The sequence below is a fragment of the Thalassospiraceae bacterium LMO-JJ14 genome, assembly GCA_021555105.2.
GTDB lineage: Bacteria > Pseudomonadota > Alphaproteobacteria > Rhodospirillales > Casp-alpha2 > UBA4479.
Window position 1 is genome coordinate 1,363,365 of record CP134604.1, and the last position, 24,527, is coordinate 1,387,891.

21 protein-coding genes are annotated in these 24,527 nt (G+C 57.7%); 10 read left to right on the forward strand and 11 right to left on the reverse strand.

From position 1 onward, the window contains the following. The first annotated feature begins 153 nt into the window (after window positions 1-153). Window positions 154-1,539, forward strand: coding sequence for an aspartate aminotransferase family protein (locus L2D14_06645; GenBank protein ID WNK01098.1), 1,386 nt, complete (start codon window positions 154-156; stop codon window positions 1,537-1,539). A 115-nt stretch (window positions 1,540-1,654) separates the two neighbouring features. On the opposite strand, the gene L2D14_06650 is transcribed toward L2D14_06645, so the two are convergent. The 4 genes from L2D14_06650 to L2D14_06665 all read right to left on the reverse strand — a co-directional run bounded on the left by L2D14_06650 (window position 1,655) and on the right by L2D14_06665 (window position 6,405). Next, complete coding sequence (locus L2D14_06650; GenBank protein ID WNK01099.1) at window positions 1,655-3,196, reverse strand: sulfatase-like hydrolase/transferase; 1,542 nt, start codon at window positions 3,194-3,196, stop codon at window positions 1,655-1,657. Window positions 3,197-3,340: 144 nt separating this feature from the next. Further along, window positions 3,341-4,303, reverse strand: coding sequence for a tripartite tricarboxylate transporter substrate binding protein (locus L2D14_06655; GenBank protein WNK01100.1), 963 nt, complete (start codon window positions 4,301-4,303; stop codon window positions 3,341-3,343). Window positions 4,304-4,305: 2 nt separating this feature from the next. After that, entirely contained in the window at window positions 4,306-5,817 is a 1,512-nt protein-coding gene (locus tag L2D14_06660; protein WNK01101.1) for a tripartite tricarboxylate transporter permease, read from the reverse strand. 3 nt (window positions 5,818-5,820) lie between these two features. Next, entirely contained in the window at window positions 5,821-6,405 is a 585-nt protein-coding gene (locus L2D14_06665) for a tripartite tricarboxylate transporter TctB family protein (GenBank protein WNK01102.1), read from the reverse strand. A 391-nt stretch (window positions 6,406-6,796) separates the two neighbouring features. On the opposite strand from L2D14_06665, the gene L2D14_06670 reads away from it, so the two are divergent. After that, complete coding sequence (locus L2D14_06670; protein WNK01103.1) at window positions 6,797-7,477, forward strand: GntR family transcriptional regulator; 681 nt, start codon at window positions 6,797-6,799, stop codon at window positions 7,475-7,477. A gap of 527 nt (window positions 7,478-8,004) precedes the next feature. Here L2D14_06670 and L2D14_06675 read toward each other — a convergent pair. Both L2D14_06675 and L2D14_06680 read right to left on the reverse strand, forming a co-directional pair. Beyond that, the gene (locus L2D14_06675; protein ID WNK01104.1) at window positions 8,005-8,901 is read right to left on the reverse strand and encodes a DMT family transporter; all 897 of its coding nucleotides are present in this window, start codon (window positions 8,899-8,901) and stop codon (window positions 8,005-8,007) included. A gap of 663 nt (window positions 8,902-9,564) precedes the next feature. Continuing rightward, window positions 9,565-10,740, reverse strand: coding sequence for a hypothetical protein (locus tag L2D14_06680; protein WNK01105.1), 1,176 nt, complete (start codon window positions 10,738-10,740; stop codon window positions 9,565-9,567). Between the two features lie 15 nt (window positions 10,741-10,755). Here L2D14_06680 and L2D14_06685 point away from each other — a divergent pair, with 15 nt between their 5' ends. Next, a complete protein-coding gene (locus L2D14_06685; GenBank protein WNK01106.1) occupies window positions 10,756-11,148 on the forward strand; it encodes a peptidylprolyl isomerase in 393 nt (130 codons plus the stop codon). 21 nt (window positions 11,149-11,169) lie between these two features. Here L2D14_06685 and L2D14_06690 read toward each other — a convergent pair whose 3' ends face one another. Then, entirely contained in the window at window positions 11,170-11,511 is a 342-nt protein-coding gene (locus L2D14_06690) for a DUF1491 family protein (protein ID WNK01107.1), read from the reverse strand. 134 nt (window positions 11,512-11,645) lie between these two features. On the opposite strand from L2D14_06690, the gene L2D14_06695 reads away from it, so the two are divergent. After that, a complete protein-coding gene (locus L2D14_06695) occupies window positions 11,646-13,919 on the forward strand; it encodes a PAS domain S-box protein (protein WNK01108.1) in 2,274 nt (757 codons plus the stop codon). Between the two features lie 151 nt (window positions 13,920-14,070). Here L2D14_06695 and L2D14_06700 read toward each other — a convergent pair whose 3' ends face one another. Continuing rightward, window positions 14,071-15,231 (reverse strand): amidohydrolase, encoded by a 1,161-nt coding sequence (locus L2D14_06700; GenBank protein WNK01109.1) that lies wholly within the window; start codon window positions 15,229-15,231, stop codon window positions 14,071-14,073. A gap of 147 nt (window positions 15,232-15,378) precedes the next feature. Between L2D14_06700 and L2D14_06705 the strand changes: the two genes are divergently transcribed. From L2D14_06705 to L2D14_06730, 6 genes are all read left to right on the forward strand, one after another. Further along, window positions 15,379-15,843 carry a tellurite resistance TerB family protein gene (locus L2D14_06705; protein ID WNK01110.1) on the forward strand — a complete coding sequence of 155 codons (465 nt, stop codon included), beginning with the start codon at window positions 15,379-15,381 and terminating at the stop codon, window positions 15,841-15,843. 20 nt (window positions 15,844-15,863) lie between these two features. Then, a complete protein-coding gene (locus L2D14_06710) occupies window positions 15,864-17,051 on the forward strand; it encodes a CaiB/BaiF CoA-transferase family protein (GenBank protein WNK01111.1) in 1,188 nt (395 codons plus the stop codon). Continuing rightward, window positions 17,008-17,490, forward strand: coding sequence for a thioesterase family protein (locus L2D14_06715; protein WNK01112.1), 483 nt, complete (start codon window positions 17,008-17,010; stop codon window positions 17,488-17,490). Before L2D14_06710 ends, L2D14_06715 begins: the two co-directional genes overlap by 44 nt. Window positions 17,491-17,615: 125 nt before the next feature. Continuing rightward, a complete protein-coding gene (locus L2D14_06720) occupies window positions 17,616-19,232 on the forward strand; it encodes a hypothetical protein (protein WNK01113.1) in 1,617 nt (538 codons plus the stop codon). After that, window positions 19,222-19,755, forward strand: a complete 534-nt coding sequence (locus tag L2D14_06725) for a hypothetical protein (protein WNK01114.1) — start codon at window positions 19,222-19,224, stop codon at window positions 19,753-19,755. Before L2D14_06720 ends, L2D14_06725 begins: the two co-directional genes overlap by 11 nt. Then, window positions 19,752-21,014: a hypothetical protein gene (locus L2D14_06730; protein WNK01115.1), complete on the forward strand. Its 1,263-nt coding sequence runs from the start codon at window positions 19,752-19,754 to the stop codon at window positions 21,012-21,014. The genes L2D14_06725 and L2D14_06730 overlap by 4 nt, the downstream gene beginning before the upstream one ends. A gap of 19 nt (window positions 21,015-21,033) precedes the next feature. Here the strand turns inward: L2D14_06730 and L2D14_06735 are convergent, their stop codons facing one another. Genes L2D14_06735 through L2D14_06745 form a run of 3 tightly spaced genes read right to left on the reverse strand, consistent with a single transcriptional unit; the run spans window position 21,034 to window position 24,405 of the window. Continuing rightward, window positions 21,034-22,263: a cyclopropane-fatty-acyl-phospholipid synthase family protein gene (locus L2D14_06735; protein WNK01116.1), complete on the reverse strand. Its 1,230-nt coding sequence runs from the start codon at window positions 22,261-22,263 to the stop codon at window positions 21,034-21,036. A 19-nt stretch (window positions 22,264-22,282) separates the two neighbouring features. Then, window positions 22,283-23,074, reverse strand: coding sequence for a DUF1365 domain-containing protein (locus tag L2D14_06740; protein ID WNK01117.1), 792 nt, complete (start codon window positions 23,072-23,074; stop codon window positions 22,283-22,285). After that, a complete protein-coding gene (locus tag L2D14_06745) occupies window positions 23,071-24,405 on the reverse strand; it encodes an NAD(P)-binding protein (GenBank protein WNK01118.1) in 1,335 nt (444 codons plus the stop codon). Before L2D14_06745 ends, L2D14_06740 begins: the two co-directional genes overlap by 4 nt. Window positions 24,406-24,527: the final 122 nt, after the last annotated feature.

The following is a 24,527-nucleotide window of genomic DNA, read 5'->3' on the forward strand; positions in this document are numbered from 1 at the left end:
AGCATTCCGCAGCTGTATCTATATAAAACATTGATATAGAGCCAATGCTGCTGGAAGATCAGCTCCAGTCGCGCCGCAACTTCGCTTTTTTATTGTCAGACAAACATAACAATATTAGTTTATTTTGTCTGACAATAAATGCTGGAGAAACCGATGCCACTGCACGCCAAGCCGAATTCCACGGCCGCCCGGGATATTGCCAATGTCCTGCACCCCTACACCAATGCGCGCCGCCACGAAGAGCGGGGCCCAACCGTGCTGGAGCGTGGCGACGGCATCTACGTCTATGACGACAACGGCAAGGAGTATATCGAGGGTCTGGCCGGACTTTGGAGCGTTGCGCTGGGATTCGGGGAGCAACGCCTCGTCGACGCCGCGACGGAACAGCTCCGGAAACTGCCCTATAGCCACATCTTCTCGCACAAATCGCACGGGCCGGCAGTCGATCTTTCGGAAAAACTGGTGTCGATGACGCCGGCCGGCCTGGATCACGTCTTTTTCACGAATTCCGGTTCCGAAGCCAACGACACGGTCATCAAGTTCATCTGGTATTACAACAACGCGCTCGGGCGTCCGGAAAAGAAGAAGATCATATCGCGCGAAAAAGCCTACCACGGTGTCACCATCGCTGCCGCGAGCCTCACGGGTTTGCCGCTGAACCATGAAGCCTTCGACGTGCCGGTCAACGACAGGTTCCTGCATACCGGCTGCCCGCACTACTATCGGTTCGGAAACGAAGGCGAGAGCGAGGAAGAGTTCGCCACGCGGCGCGCCGACGAGTTGCGCCGGATGATCGAGGACGAAGGCCCCGATACCATCGCCGCTTTCATTGCCGAGCCGGTCATGGGCGCCGGCGGCGTGCTGGTGCCGCCTGCGACCTACTGGGAAAAGATCAGCGCCGTTCTGAAAGATTACGACATTCTGTTCGTCGCGGACGAGGTTATCAACGGGTTCGGCCGGACCGGAAAACTGTTTGCCTGTGAACACTACGGGCTCGAGCCCGACGTCATGGTGTTCTCGAAACAACTGACGTCATCCTACCAGCCGCTCGCGGCAATTGTGATGAGCAACGCGCTATACCAGGGCATTGCCGACAATACGGCGCGCATCGGTGGCCTCGGCCACGGGTTCACCGGTAGCGGACATCCGGTGGCGACGGCCGTTGCACTTGAAAACCTACGGATCATGGAGGAGCGCGAGCTTGTCGATCATGCTGCGCGGATGTCGCCGATCCTGCTCAATGGCTTAAGGAGATTCGAGGATCATCCCCTAGTCGGCGAAGTTCGCGGCATCGGCATGATCGCCGCCGTCGAACTGGTCGCTGACAAGGCAACGAAAGAGAGCTTTTCCCCGCCGGGCAAGGTCGGCGGTGCATTTTTCGAACGCGCACATCATCACGGCCTGATCATCCGCAACATTCAGGACAGCATCGCATTGTGTCCGCCGCTGATCATCGAGGAAGACCAGATCGAGGAACTGCTACACCGCTTTGAGGCCACCCTCGATGACATCACTGTCTGGGCCGCAGATAACATGTGAGCCGGGTACCGGTTTATTACTGCTAGACACAACCCTGGCAGACTAAAGGGCGGCCCCGGAAGATTACGGTGCTGCCCTTTCTTTGTCGGGATATTTCTGTTTGTCCCTCGATCAGTCAGAACATGCCGACGATCGGCAGAGGTTCGGGCCGGATATCATCCGGCCGTGTGGCGCGCACCTTTTCCATCTCTTCGCGAAGCGACGCCGACTTTGCATCGTAGAAAAGATTGTTCATTTCATAGGGGTCGTTCTTGAGGTCATACAACTCGCCGTCGCCGCTCGTGAGCTCGATGGTATAACGGTAGCGCTCGGTAACCACGGTTCTGAGATCAAGATCGACACCGCACCGCGAGGCATCCAGCCCCCATTCCACGTGCGCCATATTGCGCATCGCCGAGACGCCGCCGCCTAGAGCGGGCATCAGGGACTGACCGTGATAGCCGTCGAACGTGCCGCCGCCGATATCGACCAGCGTCGGCGCCAGGTCGACGGTCGACACCACGTTGTTGACGACCTTGCCCTGATCGATGCCGGGCCCGGCAGCAATCATGCCGACCCGGATCAGGCTGTCATAGAACATCGGCCCCTTGAACAGCAGCCCGTGGTCGCCGAGAAACTCGCCGTGGTCGGAGGTCATGACGACGATCGTATCGTCGATGATACCCTTCTCGGTCAAAGCCTGCATGATGCGCCCCACGTTATGGTCGACGAGCGAGATCATGCCGAAATAATTCGCGGTAATATCCCGGATCTGGCGTTCCGTGAGTGTGCGTTGACGCGACAGCTTCTCGCGGACCGTGCGGAACTCATCCGTGGTTTTCGGGGTACGGGTCAGTGCCGCCTCGTGCCACCACGGTCGCCGGGACAGGTCGAGATCGTGGTGCTTCGGAATGTCCACCTGGTTCGGATCGTACATCCGCCCGTAAGGGTCGGGTGCATCGAACTCATGGTGCGGGTCCGGGAACGATACCCAGAGCATGAACGGGTCGTCATTCTCGTCGTCGTGCCTGGCAATGAAATCGGTGGCCCGATCGCCGAGCCAGCTCGATGTATGGCAGGCCACGGGAAGATCGGAAACATGCGTTTGCTGTGCCCCGCTACGCGGCCGTTCGCCGCTGTGATACAGCGCATGTTTCTCTTTGCCGCGTCCGTCCGCGAATAGCCACTTCGTAAAGTGCAGGCCCTCGGGCGGTTCCCAGTCCGGCCACTTGACCGGACCGTCGATGAACAGTTCCAGATAGTCGAACCCCATGTAAGGGCCGAACCAGTCGTCGTAATACTTGTGCATGGTCTTGCGGCATTCCGGGCGGCCGGTCGCCTCGAACGTGAACTGCGTCGAAAAGTGCGCCTTGCCCATCAGCGCCGTCCTGTAACCCTGATCGGCGAGTTGCTGCGCGAACCCGCGCCCGATCATGTCGTCGGGCAAGTCGATGCCGTTGTCGCGCACCCCGTGCGTGAGCGGCAGCATACCGGTCAGGATCGATGCCCGAGCCGGTTGGCACAGCGGCCCCGGGCAATAACACCGCTCGAAGCGCGTGCCCCGCGCCGCCAGTGCATCCAGGTGCGGGGTTTTGATATCGCGCCGGGCAAAGGAATAGCAATCGGCACGATGCTGGTCGGTCGTGATCAGAAGAATATTGGGGCGGCGTTTTGGCATGCGTCGTTCTTTCGGATGTTTGTTTTGTCTACTTGTTCTTGCGCCCTGTGAAAAGATTGATGGACGCTCCCGGATATTTGAGAGCGCCCATCAACTATGGACGGCGGCAGGGTCTGTAACCACCATCCCTTATCCATACTGCGACTACTTGATGGAGCGGTATGCCTTGTCCTCGCTCTTCATGAACTCGCAGAATGACTTGCCGGGGATCCATACCGGATCGAAACCGAACTTGTCGCCAAAGTCCTTGAACGACTGACTTTGCGCGGCTCCACCGACGATTTCGATCGCTTTATCGATGACCGCGTCCGATGTGTCTTTATGCATATACACACCGCGGATCATGCTGATTTCCTGGTCGATGCCGTGGTCCTTGAGCGTCGCCATGCCCTGCAGCGGGCCATGTTTGATGCTTTTCAGCGAGCCGCCGGCAACCAGCACATTGGCGACGCCGGCCTTGACCTCTTCGAGCATCACGGGCGCGATCAGCACACCGGCATTGACCTGGTTGCCGATCAGCGCCTTTTTCAGCGGCGCACCGCCGTTAAAGGGAATGACCCGTACATCGATGCCGTATTTCTTGATCAGCAGATCTGCGGTTACATGATCGGGCGTGCCGAGCGCAGTCACACCAAGCGACAGCTTGCCAGGCGCCGCCTTGGCGGCTTTTACGAAATCGCCGAAATTCTTGAAGCCTTGCTCCTTGTTGGCAATGATCCATGTCGGCGTCGCATAAACCCCGCCGACGCATTTATAGTCATCCATGCTGTAAGGAACGTTCTTGAAAACGATCGGCGCGGTGATGTCGGCGGAACCGTTCAGCACCATTGTATAGCCGTCGGGCTTGGCGTTCTTTACCGCCAGCATACCCGCCGTCCCGGACCCGCCGGTCACGTTTTCGACAAGGACGGCCTGACCGGAAATTTTTTCCATCTCCGTCGCCAGAGCACGGCCAACGGAATCGGTGCCGCCACCGGCGCGCCACGGCACGACGATGCGCAGTGTGTTGTCGGGATAAGCCGCAATTGCCTCGCCCGCCGCGCTGACGCATAGCGCACCGACAACGGCGGCCGACAGCACGCGTGTGAGTGTCTTCAGGTTTTTCATGATTATACTCCCTGTTCGAGTTTGGGTTTCGAGGTTGAACGCATTCTGCGGAAGCCCAGATAAAATTCCCTGATGACAAGGACTGAGATTCCGCCGAACATGATGGCCCTGGGCCACGTGGTCACGAACGTGGTCCAGTCGCCGGCCGAGTAGGCCAATCCGAGGCGAAGGTTGTATTCGATGATCGGCCCCAGGATCGCACCGAGGACGATGGTCACGACGGGGAATTTCCGGGCTTCGAAAAGATACCCGACGATGCCGCACGCAAGCGCGATATAGACCGGGAAGATATGGTTGTCCTCGGCGAAGGCGCCGATCACGGTAAATACGAGGATGAATGGAAATATGGACGAACGGTCGCGTTTCAGGATCGCGATGAAGAAACGGATCGAGAGCAGCGCGACCACCAGCATGAAGATGTTGGCGTAAAACAACGACGCGAGAATGCCGTATACGAAATCGGCGCTGGACGTCATCAGCGTCACACCCGGCTGCAGGCCATGCAGGATCATCGCGCCGAGCATGACCGCCGTCGATCCGTCGCCCGGAATGCCGAGGGTCAGCATCGGGATCATCGTGCCGCCTGTTGTTCCGTTGTTGGAACTTTCAGGCGCGAGGATTCCGTCCGGTTCGCCTTTGCCGAAATTTTCAGGGTTCTTGGACTGGCTGCGCACGGTGGCGTAGGCCATCCATACCGACCCGTCGGAACCGACACCCGGGATCGCGCCGACGACGACACCGTAAAAAGTGCCGATCACCCATGCTCTCCAGCGCCGCATCATGTCGCCCAGCTGCGGCAAGGCCATGCCGACCTTCTCGCTGACGAGGCTGGAGCCGCGTCCGACCATGTCGATATCGGTCAGCACCACGGCAATACCAAAAAAACCGACGAGTACCGCCGAGAACGAAACCCCTGACGCCAGTATAGGATGACCGAAGGAATAACGTTCGATTCCGTCCTGCACGTCGTATCCGACGCTGGCGATCATCAGCCCGATCAGGACCCCCATCATGCCGCGGATCATCGATGCACGTGTGAAGGACGCCACCATCGTCAGACCGGCGATCGCCAGCAGCGCGATATCGGCGGGTTCCGAATGCAGCGCAACCGCCGAAATCAACGGGACGAAACTGACCGCCACGACCCAGCTGATCATGCCGCCCGCGAAAGACCCCATGGCCGAATAACCAAGCGCCAGACTCGCCTTGCCCTGTTGCGCCATCGGGAATCCATCCAATGTTGTACACGCGGCTGCCGGCGTTCCGGGTGTGCGCAGCAGAATGGATGCGAAAGAGCCGCCCAGCTTGGTGCTGACGTAGATCCCCATGATGATTTCGAATGCCGACAGAGGACTCATGGTGTAGGTAATCGGCAGCAAAACGATAATGGCCATCGGCGACGACAGACCTGGAAGCGCGCCGACAAGCAGTCCGAGAACGGTACCGGCCAGAATCAGCCCGAGGTGCGACGGGGCGCTAACCGTGACAAAAGCGTCAAGCAATCCTTCTATCATGGATCAGACCCCCAGCGACCTGAGTGCCGCACTGAGGGCCGGCGTAAGCGGATCCCACGTATGGCCGGTCAGCGGCATTTTGAGAAGATGGGCAAACAGCGTCCACAGCGCGAAACTGCCGACAATCGACACCAACAGGTTTTCCACCAGTTTTGTCCGTCCGAATACATAGAGCACAAAGAACAGGAACACTGGTGTCGCTATGGCAAAGCCGTACGCATTCATTGCCTGCGAGTACACGATTAGCGCGGCAATCACCGCGATCCGGCGCAGGGTGGATATCTGGATGCCGAATAGTGTGGGATGAGGCGCTGCTGCTTCGAGTGCCTCTTCCTCGGCTTCGGCTACCGCTTCCTCGGCTGTCACTTCGTCAACGGGGATCGGTCCGCGGATAACGGTGATAGCCAAAAAGACCACTGCGAGCGCCATCAGCAGGCCGGAATAAATAAACGGAACCGTACGCCAGCTTACGCCCCCGGGACCTTCCGTCACCGGCGCGTCTGTTGGATTAACGAAAACAAAGCCGACGATACCGATACCAAGGACGAACGTCCCGAGAAGAATTTCCTTGAACTTCTCACTCTGCATTTTGCCCCCTGCTCGTCCCTCTGGGCCGACTCCCCTGTTGGAGTCGATGATGGCGTTTCGCCTTGATTATTGTCCGTCAACTATCACCATTTCAATCAAATTGTCGACAAAAAATTATCAAGTCTGTTAATTTTAATGCTGAAGATCATCGATGAATATCATCCATCAACCAGCTTTAACCATGAGAAATATACTATAAAAAATTATAACTAATTGTAATAATTGATGTATTAAGGGGTTTTTATCCGCCAATCAGAAGTGGGAACGCGTTTTGGCTAGCGAATAGAGAAGGCGATCATAATATATATATTGTCGACAATATGTCAGGTCTCTATGCTTTAGCGTACACGGGCGGCCGACACAGCCCGTCAGGGAGTAAATGGAAGGCCAAATGGGAATTAACCCGGCGGATAACCGCTCACCAACGCTAGTCGCGAAAATCGCCAAGAAACTCCGCACGGAGATTCTGGGTGGCGCGTTCATGCCGGGCGCCGCACTTCGCGAAATCCCGCTGGCCGAGAAATACGGAACATCACGGCAAACGATGCGCGAAGCGCTGCGCACGCTGGCTGATCACGGCCTGGTCGAACTGCATTCCCGGCGCGGCGCGGTCCTGCCAAAACTCACCGTGGCCCGCTCGCGCGAGATCTATACGTTGCGTTCCATTCTCGAGCCCTTCGCGTTGCGCACGGGGATGGTAGAGGGACGAATCAAAGAAATGGAACGGCTGACAATTTTCGGGGCTTACGAGCACATGCGTAAATGCGCGGAGAACGGCAGTATCGCGGAACTGATCGAAGCCGACATGGCCTTTCATTGGGCGCTGTGTCAGCCGTGCGGCCATCAGATTCTGCTGGAATCGCTCGAACGCCTGCAGGCAGCCACGCAACTTTCGATGCTGCACATGAAGGTCTACGGTTCCGATGCGGAGGGCGAAGTGGAATCACATGCACCGATACTGCATGCCGTCAACATCCGTGATGCGGAGGGCGCCGCACAGGCCATGCATGACCACATCATCCGAAACGGCGAACGTCTTCTTATAAAGGTCGCCAATGGCCATGATGAATAACACTGCGCAGGGTAAGGCTCATCCAACTCGTTAATCAGAGTGTTTCCCCTGAATTTTTTCGAACCTTCAGGCCTTCTCAGGTCAAGATATGGCGAAGCTGAATCGATGGTCGGGCCACGATCTGGAAGTGATTATAGGTGCCATATGGCATGTCTGCTTTGGATCATTTGCAGACTAACACCACACCTATGAATTCCGAACGTAATCGGTTTCACAGCGGACATCGATAAAAAGAAAGGGCCACTCGGAGAATATTCCGAGTGGCCCTTTCAATTACTCCGCCGTCTGCAAAGCAGACATGATCTTATCAGATACACAACTTGCAGCATCATGAAGAGTCTGCGAGGACAGATGAGCATGCTTTTGGGTTACTTTCGCATCACTGTTCCACGTATGGATGATATGAATGTAGTGCACATCTGTCTCTTCATTGAGTGTTGTCCTGTCTTTATTCCCGGCTGGGACAAAAGCTTTATTGAATGCTCGCCAAATAGCAGGTCCGAATTTGAAAGGCAGTTAGGTGTTGATCAGTTTCGGTTGCGGCGCAAACGCCAAATCGACTGCAGCATAACCGATGAAATCACGACGGCGCCGCCGACAAGCGTCATTTCGCTCGGTTGCTCATCTATCACGAGCCACACCCAAATAGGACCGAGAACCGTTTCCAAAAGCAGAAGCAACGCGACCTCGGGCGCCGGAATGGTCCGCGGCCCAAGCGTAATCAGGCCGAAAGACAGCGGCATTATCACCAGCCCCAACAGCACCATTAGCCCGAGCCGCGCGCCTTCCAGCTGAAGTGGTTCGGCTAACGGCATTGCGATCACCGCAGATATCAGCGCGCCGACAGCGGTCGCCGGGATCATGTTCACATGTTTGTTGCGGCGGATAATGATGAATGTCACGGCAAGTGCGATCGCCGTGACCAACGCCAGCAGGTCGCCTAATGACGTGCCGGTGCGCACACCGTCGCCAACGACAATAGAAACACCAGTCATTGCCCCGGCGATTGCCAGCCATGTCGGCAGTGCGACACGCTCTTTAAGAACAATAATCGAGAGCAGTGCCGCGATCAGCGGCGTAGAAGCGAGGATTATAAGGACATTGGCGACCCGTGTGTGATCGACAGCCAGCACAAAAGTGATCGCGTTAATACTGTAGATCAGTGCAACCGAGAAGCCGGCGAGGCCCAGCGCCTTGACCCCGGCCCACGCCTGCCCACGCACGGCCAATATGTAACAAACAGTCAGGCTTAACGACATCAAAAGCCCTCGCCACAAGTTCATTGTCCAAGGGTCGATATCGATCAAACGTATTAACAAGGTGTCCGGGGTAAGTACCAGAACACCAAACAGGGTTAGAGCAAAACCACGGGCATGCTCCTTGGGGTCGGAGGCCGCTGGGATGTGTCCGCCGGGCAACGTCATATTCGTCCTTCCTTTTGATTGCTCCTTGTTCTACTCCGTCACCACGATAGCGGTCACGACAAGCTTTTCGTTTAGCAACTTGAAGGTCATCCTTTTCGATATTTTTCATTCTTTCGCTTTCAGAAACCGGGCAGACGAAACAATGACAAAAAGAAAACGCCCTGGCTATTTCCAGCTTTGGCAGTCTCATTAATAAGTTGAGACAGGGATGGTTCATCCACTGACGAACCACCCCTGCCAAACGGATACGATTATCACCTATGCTGAACGAGAGCCATTCACGGATATTGAATGCCGCGGCCCGGCTGTATCGTGAACGGGGGATTGAGACGACGAGCGTCTGCGAGGTTACGATAGCTGCCGATATGACTCATGGGGGGGGGCTATCGGCACTTCACCTTAAAAGACGATCTAACGGCGGCAGTCATCGAACATTCGGTCAGCGCTTGGACAAGAACCTTGGATGGGCTCATTGCCGAACATGTCGGCGACGAAGGGGTGCGGGCATATGTCGAAATGTATTTGTCGGTAGAGCACATCGCGGACCCAGGCAAGGGATGCCCTATTGCCGCTTTGGCTCACTAAGCGGAGAAGCTAATAGGTGGCTGGTTAGATTTCTGCAATACATAATCGCGCAGATTCACAACGCCCACCAAATCTGGATTAATTCGCCGGTTTTTCGGCTTCGGCCGGGAACATTTCCGGCATCGCCTGTTTGAAGGCATCGCGGGCCTTGATAGCCTTTGGATATCCCCGTTCGGCGGCACGGTTGATCCAGTCGAAGGCCGTCTTCAGGTCCTGCGCCACACCTTTGCCCTCGTAATACAGGAAACCGAGGTTGTATTGCGCCTGGGTATGGCCGCTTTCGGCCGCGCGCTCGAACCACTTTGCCGCGTTGGCAAAATCCTGTCCGCCGGTCTGGCCTGTATAGTTCATGATCCCGAGGTTGTATTGCGCGCCGACATGACCGGCTTCGCCGGCTTTCATGAAGAACTGCGCCGCCTTGCCGAAATTCTGCTCGACGCCGTCTCCGTTATAGTATTTCAGGCCTTGCTGATAATCGGCCTCGCCGGGGCGCTGTTCTTCGGCAGCGGGTGGCGGTGGGGGAGCGTCGGTTGGCGCAGCTTCGCTGCTTGCGGGCAGGGATGCCTGTTCGCCCATGGCGGCGGGCTCGGCTGGCGGCTGCTCTGTTGTGGCGGCGCCATGTTGTGCATCCGGCATGCTTCCCGCCAGCGGCTGTTCACTGACGGCAGTGACCGGTACGGGGGCGGGTGCCCCTTCCATCGCGGGGGTGCCGTTGCCGATTGCAGACATCGCGGGAGCGGCGTTCATCGGTTCGGTGGGCGCAGCTTCGGGCTTGGCCGTTGCGGGTGCTGTTGATGCCATTTCAGTGGGCGTAGTTTCCGGCATCGTTGCGGGCATGGGGGGCACAGCCGCAGGTTTATCGGCCGGCATTCCCGGTTTTGCCTCGTTGGCAGGCATGCGTGTGATATTTTCCGGCGGCGGAGGAATACGCATCACGACGCGTGGCGTGCGGTTGGTTGGGGAAAAATTCATGATGTCGTTAATTTTTGTCCGGAACCAATAGACAAAGGTATCGCTTTTCTCGCTGACCGTATCGATCGTGTCGTGTTTGATGCCGAGCAGCGTATCGGCCGCACCGCCTGTCGTATTTTTGATCAGCTCGTCATCAAGCACCAGCACGGCAACATAGGTCAGTGCCGAAAGTCCCAGCAAGCTGAGGATCAGGTACTTGGCGATTTTCTCGATCACATTGTTTCCGTTCGAAAAAGTGCGAATCTGCAGATAAGCGTAGCCGCCTTTTGAAACAGTTTCCATAGCCTCGGTAAATTCGTGGACAGCGATCCTTGTAACTCATTCGCAGATGCGCTACGCACCCCAGCGAGAAATAAAGACAAGACGGAATTCCTTGATATGGAGAGTATGATGTCCGACCAAATCCGTGCCTCGCATATTCTGGTGTCGACCGACACCCGCAGCAAAGATGATGCAAAAGCGGAATCCGAAGCGCTGCACAAAAAAATTTCCGACGGCGCCGATTTTGCCGATATCGCGCGGGAAGCTTCCGATTGCCCTTCTGGAAAGAGTGGCGGCGATCTGGGGCAATTCGGGCGCGGCGTCATGGTACCTGAATTCGAACAGGCGGCCTTTGATCTTGAGGTTGGTGCGCTTAGCGGCCTGGTTGAAACCGATTTCGGTTACCACCTGATTCTGCGGACGGAATAATCCCCGGCGTTTACTTGCGGATTATGTGATTACAGGGGCGTCCGGTTGATACTGGCCGTCCCTGTCTTCTATCTCGAGAACCCAGATGTCCGGGTCGTTCTTGACCCGGCGTTCGATATATTGCTCCACATCAGGGTCGGGTATCGGTTCGGCGCCGTTGCGCGACATCCAGACCTGACGGCCTTCGGCGTCACGCGACTGCGATAGCAGCACGGAACTCCCGTCCAGCCGGTCGAGACGGATCAGAATGCTGCCGGCATCCGGATCGCCACGGCGGCGCACCACGGCGGGAAGCGCCATAATGCCACACATCCGGATTTGCGCCGATACCCAGATCGACGCCTTAACTCTCGGTTCTTCCAAGGAATTTCCCCATACCGGCCAAAACGGATGCATCGACGACTACCCAGTGTGACTCGCATACCGTAATTCACTATAATATCAGTAGATGGACGGCTCAATCTGCACGGTAAGTGTGCTTTCGGAGTTGAGGCGCATTGGTCTTTGAAGAAGACAAAGTACCCCGAAAACTGCGTAGCGAAGCGGAAGATATTTCGCGCTTCCGCGACTATGCCGATGCCGATGCGGACTGGTTCTGGGAACTCGATCCGAATTATCGCTTCGCTATTGTTTCAATGCGCCGTGAGGGGCGGTCCTCGGTTCGCGAATTCGACCTCCTTGGAAAAACGCCTTGGGAATTCGCCGATGCGGATCCTGACAGTGATCATGAATGGGCTGCGTTCGTCGACAGACTCCAACGCCGTGAGTCATTTCGCGATTTTCGGATATCGTTACGCCAGAAGTCCGGCGGCCTCGTTTATTGGCGCCTCAGCGGCAAACCCGTTCTGGGCGCTGATGGCATGTTTTTTGGTTACCGCGGGATCGCCACGGACGAGACCGTGGATGCGATCCGCCGCACCCAGCAGGAAACTCTCGCCGCCGATTATCAGCTGACACTGGAATCCATGAGTGAGGGCGTGGCGTATTTTGACGACCGCCAGCGCCTCAGTTTCACCAATCCGGCATTCAGGAATCTGTTGCCGTTGCCGAGTGAGCTCTTTCAGGTCGGGACCAGCTACAGCAATTTGATCGCGTGTCTGGCGCCGTTGATTTCCGAAGACCGCCGTAAGGCGTCGCAAATTCGCCGTGTCCTTGGTCATGGTTTGATCGATTGGCATTTTCAGGATGGCCGTAAACTTGGCGGTGAGATGCGGGCCCTGCCGTCGGGACGGTACATCTTGGTCGTCAACGAGGTTGCCGAGGCCACGGGGGCTGGTGCTCAACCGAAGGGCGGCCTTTTTTATGATACGCTTGAGGTCTCCAAGCAGGCATTCATAACGCTTGTGAGAGGTACGGTTGTTTTCGCCAATCAGGCGGCGGCGGATACATTCGGTTGCTCAATCGGTGAAATGCTGGGCCGCAAGGTTTGGGATTTCATTCATCCCGATGACCGTGAACGCTTGGATCACTTCAACGCCGACAAGCACAACGGGATGAATGCCCCGGAATCCTCTAAGGCACAGGCAATTCGCGCCGATGGTGAAAATTTGTGCCTGGAATTTTTTGTGTACGACGGCCTATGGAACGGCCAGCAGGCGACGCAGGTATTTATGCAGGACCGCACGGCAGAGCAGCTTGCCGAACAGGCGCTGATCGGCAGTGAGCAGAAATACAGAAACCTGATCGATGGCTCCATTCAGGGCATGTTCGTGCACCACGATTGGGAAATCCTCTATGCCAACGATACGGCGGCACAGATTTTCGGTTACGAAGTGGATGACTTCATTGGCCGTAGCGTTCTCGATCTTGTTTCGCCGCAAGAGCGCGGCGTGATTGCGGACATCCGCCGGCGTCGTCTTGCCGGTGACCAGGATGTGCCTGAACGATATGAATTTTCAGGTGTACAGGCCAATGGCTCGAAAGTCGTTGTGGAGATTTTTTCAAGGCTTGTGGAATGGGAAGGTCATACGGCCATCCAGGCGACGCTGATGGATATTACGCGGCGCCGGGAAATCGAACAGAATCTCATCACCGCCAAGGAAGCCGCGGAAAAGGCGGACCGTTCGAAAACGGAATTTCTCGGCAATATGTCACACGAACTGCGTACGCCGCTGAACGCCATCATCGGATTTTCACAGTTGATCCGGGACAAGATCATGGGCGATCTGAATCCGCATTATGTCGATTATGCGGGCTCGATCCATGCATCGGGGATGCATCTTCTGGAAGTCGTCAATGATCTGCTGGATGTCGCTTCCATCGAAAGCGGGGCGATGGTGTTGAGTGAGGACGATGTCGAACTGGCGGTCGTGATCAGGTCCTGTGAACGAATGCTGCGTACCCGTGTGCAAAAGGCTGAGCTTTTGATCTCGGTGGATATTTCTGAAAAGGGAATGTCGGTGCGGGGTGATCCAAGGCGGTTGAAGCAGATTCTCATCAACCTCGTCAATAATGCCATCAAGTTCACACGTCCCGGCGGGCATATCATCGTGCGTGCCTATCATAACGACATCGGCGAGCCGGTTCTGGAAGTTGAAGACAGCGGTATCGGAATTTCCAAAGAGGACCAGAAGATCATCTTCGATGCGTTCATTCGCGTAAAATCAGCCTTTGTCAGCGAACGCGAAGGCACCGGTCTTGGTCTGCCGCTTGTGCATGCCCTGACGGAACTGCACGGGGGGCGCATTACACTGGAAAGCGCCATCGGCAAGGGGACGAAAATCGCCGTAATTCTGCCGAAAGAGCGCATGTTGCGGACGGGATTCAGATAATTTTTCCACTTTAGATCCCTGATCCAAAAGAATTTTCATAAAAATCTGCAAGGTTGTGACCGGGGTCACTGTGAAAAGCGTTAACCATCGCTATGTTGACGATGATATTCACTTCTTCTCCTTCACCGGGCCGACGGGTCCGGTGTTTTTTTTATGCCGGTGCGGCGATGACACGGCCGGCTTTGATCAGGGTCCGGTGCGCCGGTCTCGACACGACCGCGTCTGCGACGTTTTCAGCATCGATCAAAACCAGATCCGCCCGGCACCCGAGGCCGGGGCCATGTCTGTCCAGACCCATCACCCGCGCGCCGCCCTGCGTAGACATTTCGAGGGCGAAAGCGAGTTCGTCATCGCGCCGGTAGTTTGAGCGATAGGCGAGCAACATGGCGCGCTCGAGCATGTCGGCATTGCCGAACGGCGTCCAGACATCGCGGACACCGTCGGAACCGGCAGCGGCCCGGATATTTCGTGTGCGCATTTCATCGAGCGGCGGAAACGGTTTGTACCCGGGCGCAGAGGTGATCACGGCAACGTCGAGTGCGGCGATCCGGTCCATCAACGACTGCATGCGGGATTCGCTGACCATGCCGATGCAAAATCCGTGGCTGACCGTGACGCGTCCCTGCAGGGCATATGCATCGACCGCATCCAGAATCAGATCAAGTGTGTCCGCGCCTGTCTCGCCTTCCTCATGATGGTGAATGTCAATGCCGGCCCCGGTGCGTTCAGCGATATCGAAAATGGTCCGGATATGGGCCTTGGCATCGCCATCGATAACCTGTGGGTCTATACCCCCGACAAGATCGACGCCCAGTTTTATGGCGGTTTCCATCAGCTCGGCGGTGCCGGGGCGGCGTATGATGCCAGTCTGTGGAAAAGCGACAAGCTGAATGTCCACACGGTCCGCGTATTCGGTTTTGATGCGAAGCAGAGTTTCTACATTCGATAGCCCGAGGTCGGGGTCGATATCGACATGGCTGCGGATCGCCGCAGTGCCGTTCATCATGGCCTGAGCGATCAGCTTTTCCGCCTGGCGGGCGGTGTCGGCGCCAAGCTCGGCCCGCGCCGTGCGTTCGTTGGCAATTTTCTCGGCCAGGCTTTTGCCTGCCGAATGTGCGCGCCAGGGCAAACCCCATAGCGTCTTGTCGAGGTGCATATGCGCATCGACGAAAGCCGGCAGCACCAGTGCACCGGCGCCGTCCAGATGATCGGCATCGTCGATGCCTTCCATGACCATGACCCCGTCGGCGATATGTATGTCGCAGGCGGCACCGCCCATGGGACGGACATTGCGAATGCTGAGGTTGTTCATAGAGCGGTTACTCCTTAATTGCACACTAACCAAACCACCGGGCACGTTCCAGCGGCACAAAACAACGTCTGTCTGCGCAGGTCGTGTCTGGATAAAACTTTTCCGGGCGTGATAGGATCACGCCGAACAACGGGGGACACCCTTCACGTGAGCAGCATTCTTGAGCGGTTTTCCGACCACACCCGGCGGATTTTCTCGCGCCATCGCGGCCGGGCCTTCCTTGAAGGCGCCATGGCGGCGTCGGCGCTTGTCGCGCTGGCGGATGGCGATGCATCGCTTGAAGAGGGGGCCGAGGTCGGCCGATTGATGCGGGTTCTGGATGTGCTGCGCGATCATCACCCCGAACAGGGCGTGGAGAGCTATCTGCGTTATATCGACACGCTGCGCAAAAACCCGGCCGAGGCCGAGGATGTCCGTCAAAAGGTCAAAGCGGCCGCCGGCACGGATCTGGAAGCGGCGGCGCTGCTGGTCGTGGTCTGCCATGCGATCAGCGAGGCGGACGGTATCGTCAGGGTAAGCGAGATAGAAGAAATCGAACGCCTTTCAAAAATGCTCGGTGTTACGGCCGAGAGCGCGATCAATCTGATCGCTCCACAAGAAACAATCGCATAAATACCGGGAGAGACATGACCATGAGCGACTATCAAGGACCCTTATCGCGCTTTACCGTACTGGATCTGACGCGGGTTCGTTCGGGACCGACGGCGGTGCGTCAGTTCGCCGACTGGGGTGCCAATGTCATCAAGATCGAAGCACCTGAAGCGGTCGATACGGCCAAAGGTATGGGGGGTGCCAGAAGCGGCCCGGATTTCCAGAGCATCCACCGCAACAAGCGGTCGCTGACGCTGAATCTGAAGGAACCGGAAGCCCTCGGGATTTTTCTGAAAATGGTCGAAACCGCAGATGTGGTGGTGGAAAACTTCCGTCCTGATGTGAAGGCACGCCTTGGCGTTGCCTATGACGACCTGAAAAAGGTCAACAAGGGGATCGTTTTGCTGTCGATCTCCGGCTTCGGCCAGGACGGTCCATACGAAAAGCGGCCCGGGTTCGACCAGATCGCCCAGGGCATGGGCGGATTGATGTCGATTACCGGCGCTCCCGGCGAAGGGCCGATGCGGGCCGGCATCCCGGTCGCCGATCTGACGGCTGGGATGTATGGCGCCATGGGCGTGCTGACGGCGCTTCTGGAGCGCGAGGTTTCGGGCGAAGGACAGTGGGTGCAGACGTCACTGTTGCAGGCCATGGTGGCGATGCTCGATTTTCAGGCGGCGCGCTATCTGATCAAGGGCGAGGTCGCGGGACAAGCCGGCAATAACCATCCGACCTCGATCCCGACCGGGGTTTTCAAGACGTCGGATGGATACATCAACATCGCCGCCGCCGGCGATCAGATGTGGGACCGCATCTGTACCCTGTTCGGCGATGACGAGATCACCAACAATCCGGACTTCGCGACCGGCGAGTTGCGTTCTGAAAACCGAGATGCCGTCAACGCGGCGCTCGAAAAGCACACCGTCACCTTTACCTCTGACGGCTTGATCGAGGCTTTGATCGAGGCCAGTGTACCGTGCGGACCGATCAATACGATCGACAAGATTTTCGCCGACCCGCAGGTCAATCATCTGAACCTGCGCCACCCGGTCGAAAGCAAAACACTCGGCAAGATGGATCTGCTGGCGCAGGCGGTGGTCCTGTCGCGCTTCGATCCGCGAACCGGGATGGCAACGCCGGAACGAGGTGAGCACACGGACGATATCCTCAAGGAATACGGCTACGATGACGCACAAATCGCCGCATTCCGCGACAAGATCGTCGTTTGAACAGATGAGCGAGCACGGTTTCGACCTGACCCGGCGTGAGACGTTCAGCGATTTCACGCCGGTAACCATCCGGTTTTCCGATCAGGACAGCATGGGTCACGTCAACAATGTGTCCTTCGGGGCATATATTGAAGCGGCGCGGACCATGCTGGTTCAGGGCCTCCTTGATCAATTCGATCATCCCGATCTGGATTTCATCCTCGCCCGCGTCGTCATCGATTACCTGCGCGAATTGCATTATCCCGGCACGGTCGACGTCGGGGCGAGGCTGATCAGGATTGGAACGAAATCCCTGACATCCGGATATGGTGTCTTCAAGGGAGACGTATGCGTCGCGACATCGGAAAGCGTCAACGTTTTCTATGACATGAAGTCGCGTTCCTCCGTCGTGCCGCCGCTGGAAGTGCAGGAAGCGGTTCGGCGCAAAATTGCCGGATAGTGCGAATTATTCCGCCCGTCCTTGCATAGGAATAACAGCAAGGCGTCAACGGGCCTTTGCCGTGACCACCATCGCGGGTATCCTCGCAATGGTTGAGTCATGAACAGACGGAATATGGGGCGCGGATGTCGACGGCACTGGAGAATCTCAATCTGGAAGAAGGCAAGAGCGACACGCTCAGGGCCGTATTCGCAGGGATTGCCGAAGCCACTTCCGCAGATGGTGGTCCGCGCTATTCCGCGAAGGTCAGCCGCGAGCTGGCGCGAATTATCGTCTGCCGCAGTTATGCAAAACCGCTTTTGGAATTGTCGCATCTTTTGGTTGCGGCATCGGCAGGCCCCAGCCGGTACGAGGATCTGTTCTGGGGAATGCCGCGTGCCAGTGCGGGGGACTTTCGCCGCGCGTTCATGGCGCTGGATAACAGGAATGCGGATGTCTGGATAAGCGACAATGGGGTGCGTTACGAAGACGGTAATGGCGGTTTTCAGATATCCTATGGGCGGATGCCGTTGCTGGCGGCGCTATTGGAATTCATGGTCATGACCGTCGGTTATCCCGAGCTTGAGGGCATGACGGATACTTTGCGTCAACGAGATGTGGACAGTGAAGCTGTCCTCGATGCGGCACGCGCCCTGCAGCGTGGTCTTTATTCATATCTCAAGGCGCACCTGCCGGCCGTGCAGCGCCAGCGCCGCGAGCGGCATTTCCTGACCTATACGGATGCCCATGCGGGAAACCGTACCGGGACCGAGGCCATCAACGACGATGTGGTGCTGGGATACTGGCAGACATATGCCGATTCTGACGAGATCGACGCCAAGACTTTCCGCGCCGTCTACGATACGGCCCGGAAACTGATTTCAGCCCTTGATGCCGCGCAGGAGCGACTTTCGGGGGCCTATGCAAAATCCATTGGCACGGATGTCGAGGCTGGCGAAGTCGACCCTGCGGACATGGAACGCGTGGTCGGTGCGCTTGACGAAGACGATGGGCCGCTTTTACGCCTGATTGAAATCTGTGATGAAAATGTGAAGTTCGTTAACGTGAACGAGGCCGAGACCCTGTCCGATTTGCCGCTCGGCGATGCAACGGCCAGGCGCATTCCGGTATCGGTACTGCGCAACGCCGTGTTCGGCGCGGTACAACTGCGGATCAGCACGGCCTTGCGGCGCGGCAATATACCCAGGTCCGGCCTTCTCCCGGATGGGCAGGGGTATTACCTGGAAAGGCTGCAAGCCTACGCCGACATCATCGCCGGCACGGAAAGATTGGCGTTGGCGGCGCTATGGGCGCTGCATCAATCCGCTCGCATCGAAGCCGTTGAACTTGCCCTCGCGCTTGCGCCGGATATCAACTGGGGACATCTGACCCCGCCGCAAACCGAAGCCGGCGGTGAAGATGTCGTGGATTTGGCGGCCATGGCGGCTGCGCGACAGTTCTTTGCCCTGTCGGCGGATGCCAAGGGCGACGAGATTCCGGCGCTGCTGTCCGACGCCCGGCGCGCGTGGCGAAGTGTCAACCGGACCGGGTTTCGCGATGAGGCGGACGAAGAGACCCTTGATATCATGGCGGCTGGCGTGCCGGAGGTGTTGCGTCTGATCCAGTCCGTTCACCGCATACTTGGCCGTGAATTGGGTATGGTCGATTGGACCGCCTTTGAAACCTCGGACATCGGCACCTTTGCGGCGATGTTCGATAAACTGTATGACCTTGGAGAGGAGGCGGATAGCCATGCCTGCTGACGATCCTGTCCGGAAACTGGCCCTCGCCGCGCTTGATGCCGATGCGCAGGCGCGCGATCTGCTTGATGCATCTGCCGCAACCGCGACGCGTCTCGCAGTTTCGGTGCTGTATCGTTACGCAAGTGACCTGAGCTACGAGCTTTCCCCCGCCGATGCGCAAAAACTGGCATCGGACGATGCCGCACAGGCGGATCTCGCCGGTCTGATCGCAGCCAACGCTTTTGCCTATATGCCGCGGCAGGCGGCGGCGGCATCCGGGGCGGTCTCGCGCCGCGAGAGCGGGACGGCGGTACTTACCTTAACGCCGTCACAAGCGGAACCGGGGCAGGTTTATCTGGGCATCGAACTTTTTGATCCGGAAGCGCCGCCGCCGGTGCATCTGTTCATCAGGCACGCCGATGGCCCGTGGCGCCGTATTCAGTTGCCGCCCTTCAGCGGCGCCAGGGCACAAATGTTACTCGATGCGACAGGTGAAACCGCCTCTGCGCTGGCGGATCCCGAGACGGAGGTTTATCTCCGTTGAACGGTGCCGCATTTTTTATTCTGACGACAGAAGGCCCGGTCGCGATTCAACGCATCAGCGAAGAAGATCCGGCCGTCCGTTCCGTCATCTGCCTCGACGGACTAACGCAGATTCTGCCGATCAGTGCGTCTTATGAAGCGTTCGTTCGCAGTCCCGCCGGTGTGATCGAACGGATGACCGGACACGGCGCTTATCGGATGGATGTTGCGGCAAGGATCGACGAAGGCCGATCATGGCAGCTAGCGGCATTTCTTGCTCATGCGGCCCGGCTGAAAGGCGGGGCGGGGGAGATTACGGTTTTTGCCACCGGCGAAGTCGACAGCGCGCTTGCAGTGCGCCCGGTCGAACATGTCGATCTGAAACTGAAGGCGCTGGCACGGTTCCTTGCGGACAATGAAATCGCATCTGAAAAAGCGGTTGTCCTGGTGCCGGATAGCACGGCCGATCTCCCGGATCAGATTGCAGGCATTCCGCTCAGAAAGCTCAGCAGCATTCCCGAAGCGTTGCAAGTGACGGGGATTGAAATGCCGCCGCCATCGCAGGGGCGTGGCGCTGGTGACGCAGGTGCCACCCTGGCGCGGCGCCAGCGGACACGGACGCTGCCATTTCTGTTTGCCGCAGCTTTGATCGCGGCCGCTCTTTTCTGGGTTGGCGGAGACTTCGCCCGCTGGTCGGCTTTATTTGAACAGGGCCGGATACTCGAGCTTGAACAGGATATGGCAAAGGCCGGAGAAGACGGTTTCGGGCGTCTGCGAGCGGACGCATACAGGGTGTGGCGCGACTTATCGAAACCTGGGGAGGTGCCTGATCTTTCCGGCGCGCTGTTTGTCACCGAGCAGTTTGCGGATTGCGCCGATACGTCGAAGCGACGAAAACGACCGATGACACCGGTGTTCAAGGAAGCCGGCACCGTCTGCATGGTGGAAATCCGCGGCGTTGCCGCTGGCGGCGCGGTGCTGATCGGCAGGCTTGCTTACTGGCCGGATGGCCTTGGTCAGGGCGAGCGGTCGGCGCGGACAATGCGCGGCAGCCAAGAACCCTCGGGTCGCACCTGGACGCTGGAATTCGACAATCCACCACAACCGGGCGCGGCATTGCGGCTCGTCGTTATTTCCGGTGCGGTTGATGTTCGCGGATCGCAACCGTGGTATCAGGACCTGTTGGCCGCCCCCCTCGACAGCGCGGTCTTTAACGCCGCCCAGGAGCGGTTGACAAGCCTCGGCTTCGAAGTGACGGCGCTGGACTGGCAGCGTCAGTGAGGCTGCCTTGGGCCGCCGGTCAGGCTTTTTGCAGGACGAACTGGCCGACGTCGATGGCGCCCGATCTGAAACCGGCTTGGCAATAGGCGAGATAATATTCCCATAACCGGCGGAAGCGCTCGTCGAAGCCGTGCCGTCTTATTTCGGGCCAGGCCCCGGTGAACCTGGACTGCCATTCGCCAAGTGTTTGCGCGTAACTTTGACCGAAAAAGAATGCATCCTTCAGATCCAGCCCGCCCAGGCGGGCGTTTTCGCGGAAGGCCTCGACGGAAGGCAGCATGCCGCCCGGGAACACATAACGCTGGATGAAATCCGCTTTAATGCGATAGCTGTCGAAGCGGTTCTCATGGATGGTGATCACCTGCAGCGCGGCGCGGCCGTGATCGGCAAGGCGGTTGCGCAGCCCGGCAAAAAAATGCGGCCAGTTGTTCTCGCCGACGGCTTCGAACATCTCAATCGAGGCGATGCCGTCATATTTGCCGGCAACGTCGCGATAATCCTCGATGCGGATATCGACGCGCCCATTCAGTCCTTTCCGTGCAATTTGCTCGGTGGCAAAATCGTGCTGCGCGTTCGACAACGTTATACCGGTCACGCGGCAGCCGTGCTGCTCGGCCAGATAGGCGGAAAAGCCGCCCCAGCCACAACCGATTTCCAGGATGTGCTGGCCGGGTTTGGCGCCGATCATCTCCGCCATGCGCCGGTATTTGCGCAGCTGCGCGCGTTCCAGCGGGTCGTTTGGGCAGTCATAAATGCCTGATGAGTACGTCATCGTCGGGTCCAGCCACTCACGATAGAAGGCATTGCCCAGATCATAATGCGCCTGAATGTTGCGCCGCGAGCCGCGCCGCGTGTTGGCGCGGAGCAGATGATATACTCGGTCGATGATGCGCCGGAACCGCGTGCCTTCGACCTTGAACTCGATGGCTTCATCATTTCTGGCGATGAGTTCCAACAACGCATTGAGATCCGACGTCGACCAGTCGGCATCGATATAGCCTTCGGCGAAACCGATATCGCCGCCGGTAAATAACCGGCGGATCGCACGCCAGGAATGAATAATGAAATCAGCAGCCGGGCCGGGGACCGTGCCGGTGAACGTTTTCATTTCGCCATTCGGCAGTGTCAGCGTCAGCGTGCCGGTGCGGATGCCGGATGCCAGCCTGAACAGCCATTTGTCGGCGAGAGAGGGCGATTGCCCCTGCAATGCCGGGGCGGGCGTGCCGGTTCTGCTGTAAACGATACCCATTTCAGTTTCCCTGTGTTCTTTAAAGTTCGGGTTTTATGATGCTGACATCGCCACGCTGCTGTGGCTTGTGCGAGAAATACGGGATGCCTTTCCGCCATAGCCGAAAGGCTTCGTAGTGAATGCCGGCGATGACCTTCAGCGTCATCAGCGGGTGGCGCAGCATCGCAGAGATCAGTTTTCGTGTGCTCAAATCTTCGCGGACGCCGGTAAAACTGGCGTTCAGCAGCGGCCCGCTTTCGTCGGATTGGCGGATCACCACGCACACCTTGTCGTTCGGCGGCAGGATGGAAAAATCGTACCGACAGTCCATCGGTGTGAAAGGCGACACATACATTGCCTTGTCACAGGCCTGATGAATGGGGGTGACGGTGCCCGGTTCCATATCGCTATCGACGGGCAGGACGTAGGTATGCCTTTCGCCGTAGGTATTGTTGACCTGATATAATATGACCCGTGTCCGGCCGCCGTCGTCATCGCAGAAATAGACGGTCAACGGGTTGAACACATAGCCGAGGATGCGTGGATAACAAAGAACGCGGACGTTCAAAGCGGTGGCATCGAACCCGGCGTCGCTCAGTTTCTGATCGACCCAGGAACGGAGACTGCCCGAACCGGCACCGTGATCGCGTTCAAGGAACGACAGCAACCCCCAGCGGTTTATTCTCAAGACAGACTGTTGTCCTGCAATCTCGTCCAGTTGGTCGAGGTCGAGCAGCAGCGAAAACACCCGGTATTCCAGAAAATGGGTCTTCGGCCGCAGCCTGCGGTGCACGACGCGGCCGGTGTATATGGCGCCGAAATCCCCGGTCATGCGGCGCAGACCTCGGCCGGTGGGGCGAGATGAATGCGTCCCGACTCATCGTCCACGGTCCAGGGGCGGCGCACTGCACCGGCGCTTTCCGCCGCCCAGAGACCGGACTGCAATCCATCCTCGTGAAACCCGGTGCCGAAATAACTGCCGCAATACCAGGTGCGGCGGTGCCCCTGCAGACGCCAGAGCTGTTGCTGCGCATCGTTGGTATGGTTGTCGAACAGGGGATGATCGTAATGAAAGGTGCGGAGAATCTTCTCGTTAGCCGGCGGCCTTACCGGATTAAGAGTTACGAACAGATTCCCGGCATCGCCCAGATTCTGAAGATTATTCATCCAGTAAGTGACGCAGACGGCATGTGCATCACCGGCCTCGGTCGGGCGTGCAATGTAATTCCAGCTCGACCATGTGCGGCGCCGTATCGGCATCAGGTCTGTATCGTTGTGCAGTACCGCGAGGTTCCGCTGGTACTTGAACGGCGACAGCAGGTTGCGCTCCATATCGTCGGCATCGTCCAGCATTTTGAGGGTTTCGTCGGCATGTGCGGCCATGATGACGGCGTCGAAGCGATCCTCGTGGCCTTTGCTGTCAATCACGGTGACGCCGTGCGCGTTACGGCGAATGGCCCGCACACCGCCGGTTCGGGCCGGAATACCCGCGGCAATCTTTTCCACATAGGATCGGCTGCCACCGGTGACGGTGTGCCAGGCAGGGCGCCCGACATATTTAAACAAGCCGTGGTTGACGAAGAACCTGACAAATGCGGCGGCTGGATAGTCGCGCATCCCTTCAGCGGTGCCTGACCAGATCGCGGCAGCCATCGGCAACAGGTGATCGCGCTGGAACCCCGGCGAATAACCGCCCTGGTCCAGCAATGCTCCCAGCGTCATATTTTCGAGTTCACCTTCCGCCAGCATCATGGGTGCTGTCGAATAGAAACGGTGCAGGTCCATCAGCATGCGCCAGAAACGCGGTTTGATGATGTTTGACGGCTGAGCGAACACGCCGGCCAGTGTGCCGCCTGAATATTCGAATTTGCCGTCATCGGCCGAAACCGCGAACGACATATCCGACGCATGCGTGGCGACGCCCAGATGCTGCAACAGGGCCTTGAAATTCGGATACGTCCAGTCATTGAAGACAATGAAGCCGGTATCGACATCTACAGTACCTGACGGTCCTGGTACGCTCACCGTATTTGCATGTCCGCCGAGCCTGTTTTCGCGTTCATACAGGACAACTTCATGACGTCCCGACAATAACCAGGCGGCAGAAAGTCCGGAAATTCCGGCGCCGATGACGGCGTATCGTTTTGCGGGGCCTTCTTTCATGTCGGCTGCCTTTTTTAATCTCGTCTGCGTTTTCGTTGTAGCAAACCTTTTACGCAGCCGGTTTTGCCATGGATCACCAAATTAATCCGGCAAATGATCCGTTGCCGAAGAAGGTGCGTACT

Bases quoted from the DNA above. Each gene is read 5' to 3' on its own strand.
- L2D14_06645 (WNK01098.1), top strand. From the start codon at position 154: ATGCCACTGCACGCCAAGCCGAATTCCACGGCCGCCCGGGATATTGCC.
- L2D14_06650 (WNK01099.1), bottom strand. From the start codon at position 3,196: ATGCCAAAACGCCGCCCCAATATTCTTCTGATCACGACCGACCAGCAT.
- L2D14_06655 (WNK01100.1), bottom strand. From the start codon at position 4,303: ATGAAAAACCTGAAGACACTCACACGCGTGCTGTCGGCCGCCGTTGTC.
- L2D14_06660 (WNK01101.1), bottom strand. From the start codon at position 5,817: ATGATAGAAGGATTGCTTGACGCTTTTGTCACGGTTAGCGCCCCGTCG.
- L2D14_06665 (WNK01102.1), bottom strand. From the start codon at position 6,405: ATGCAGAGTGAGAAGTTCAAGGAAATTCTTCTCGGGACGTTCGTCCTT.
- L2D14_06670 (WNK01103.1), top strand. From the start codon at position 6,797: ATGGGAATTAACCCGGCGGATAACCGCTCACCAACGCTAGTCGCGAAA.
- L2D14_06675 (WNK01104.1), bottom strand. From the start codon at position 8,901: ATGACGTTGCCCGGCGGACACATCCCAGCGGCCTCCGACCCCAAGGAG.
- L2D14_06680 (WNK01105.1), bottom strand. From the start codon at position 10,740: ATGGAAACTGTTTCAAAAGGCGGCTACGCTTATCTGCAGATTCGCACT.
- L2D14_06700 (WNK01109.1), bottom strand. From the start codon at position 15,231: ATGAACAACCTCAGCATTCGCAATGTCCGTCCCATGGGCGGTGCCGCC.
- L2D14_06710 (WNK01111.1), top strand. From the start codon at position 15,864: ATGAGCGACTATCAAGGACCCTTATCGCGCTTTACCGTACTGGATCTG.
- L2D14_06715 (WNK01112.1), top strand. From the start codon at position 17,008: ATGACGCACAAATCGCCGCATTCCGCGACAAGATCGTCGTTTGAACAG.
- L2D14_06720 (WNK01113.1), top strand. From the start codon at position 17,616: ATGTCGACGGCACTGGAGAATCTCAATCTGGAAGAAGGCAAGAGCGAC.
- L2D14_06725 (WNK01114.1), top strand. From the start codon at position 19,222: ATGCCTGCTGACGATCCTGTCCGGAAACTGGCCCTCGCCGCGCTTGAT.
- L2D14_06735 (WNK01116.1), bottom strand. From the start codon at position 22,263: ATGGGTATCGTTTACAGCAGAACCGGCACGCCCGCCCCGGCATTGCAG.
- L2D14_06740 (WNK01117.1), bottom strand. From the start codon at position 23,074: ATGACCGGGGATTTCGGCGCCATATACACCGGCCGCGTCGTGCACCGC.
- L2D14_06745 (WNK01118.1), bottom strand. From the start codon at position 24,405: ATGAAAGAAGGCCCCGCAAAACGATACGCCGTCATCGGCGCCGGAATT.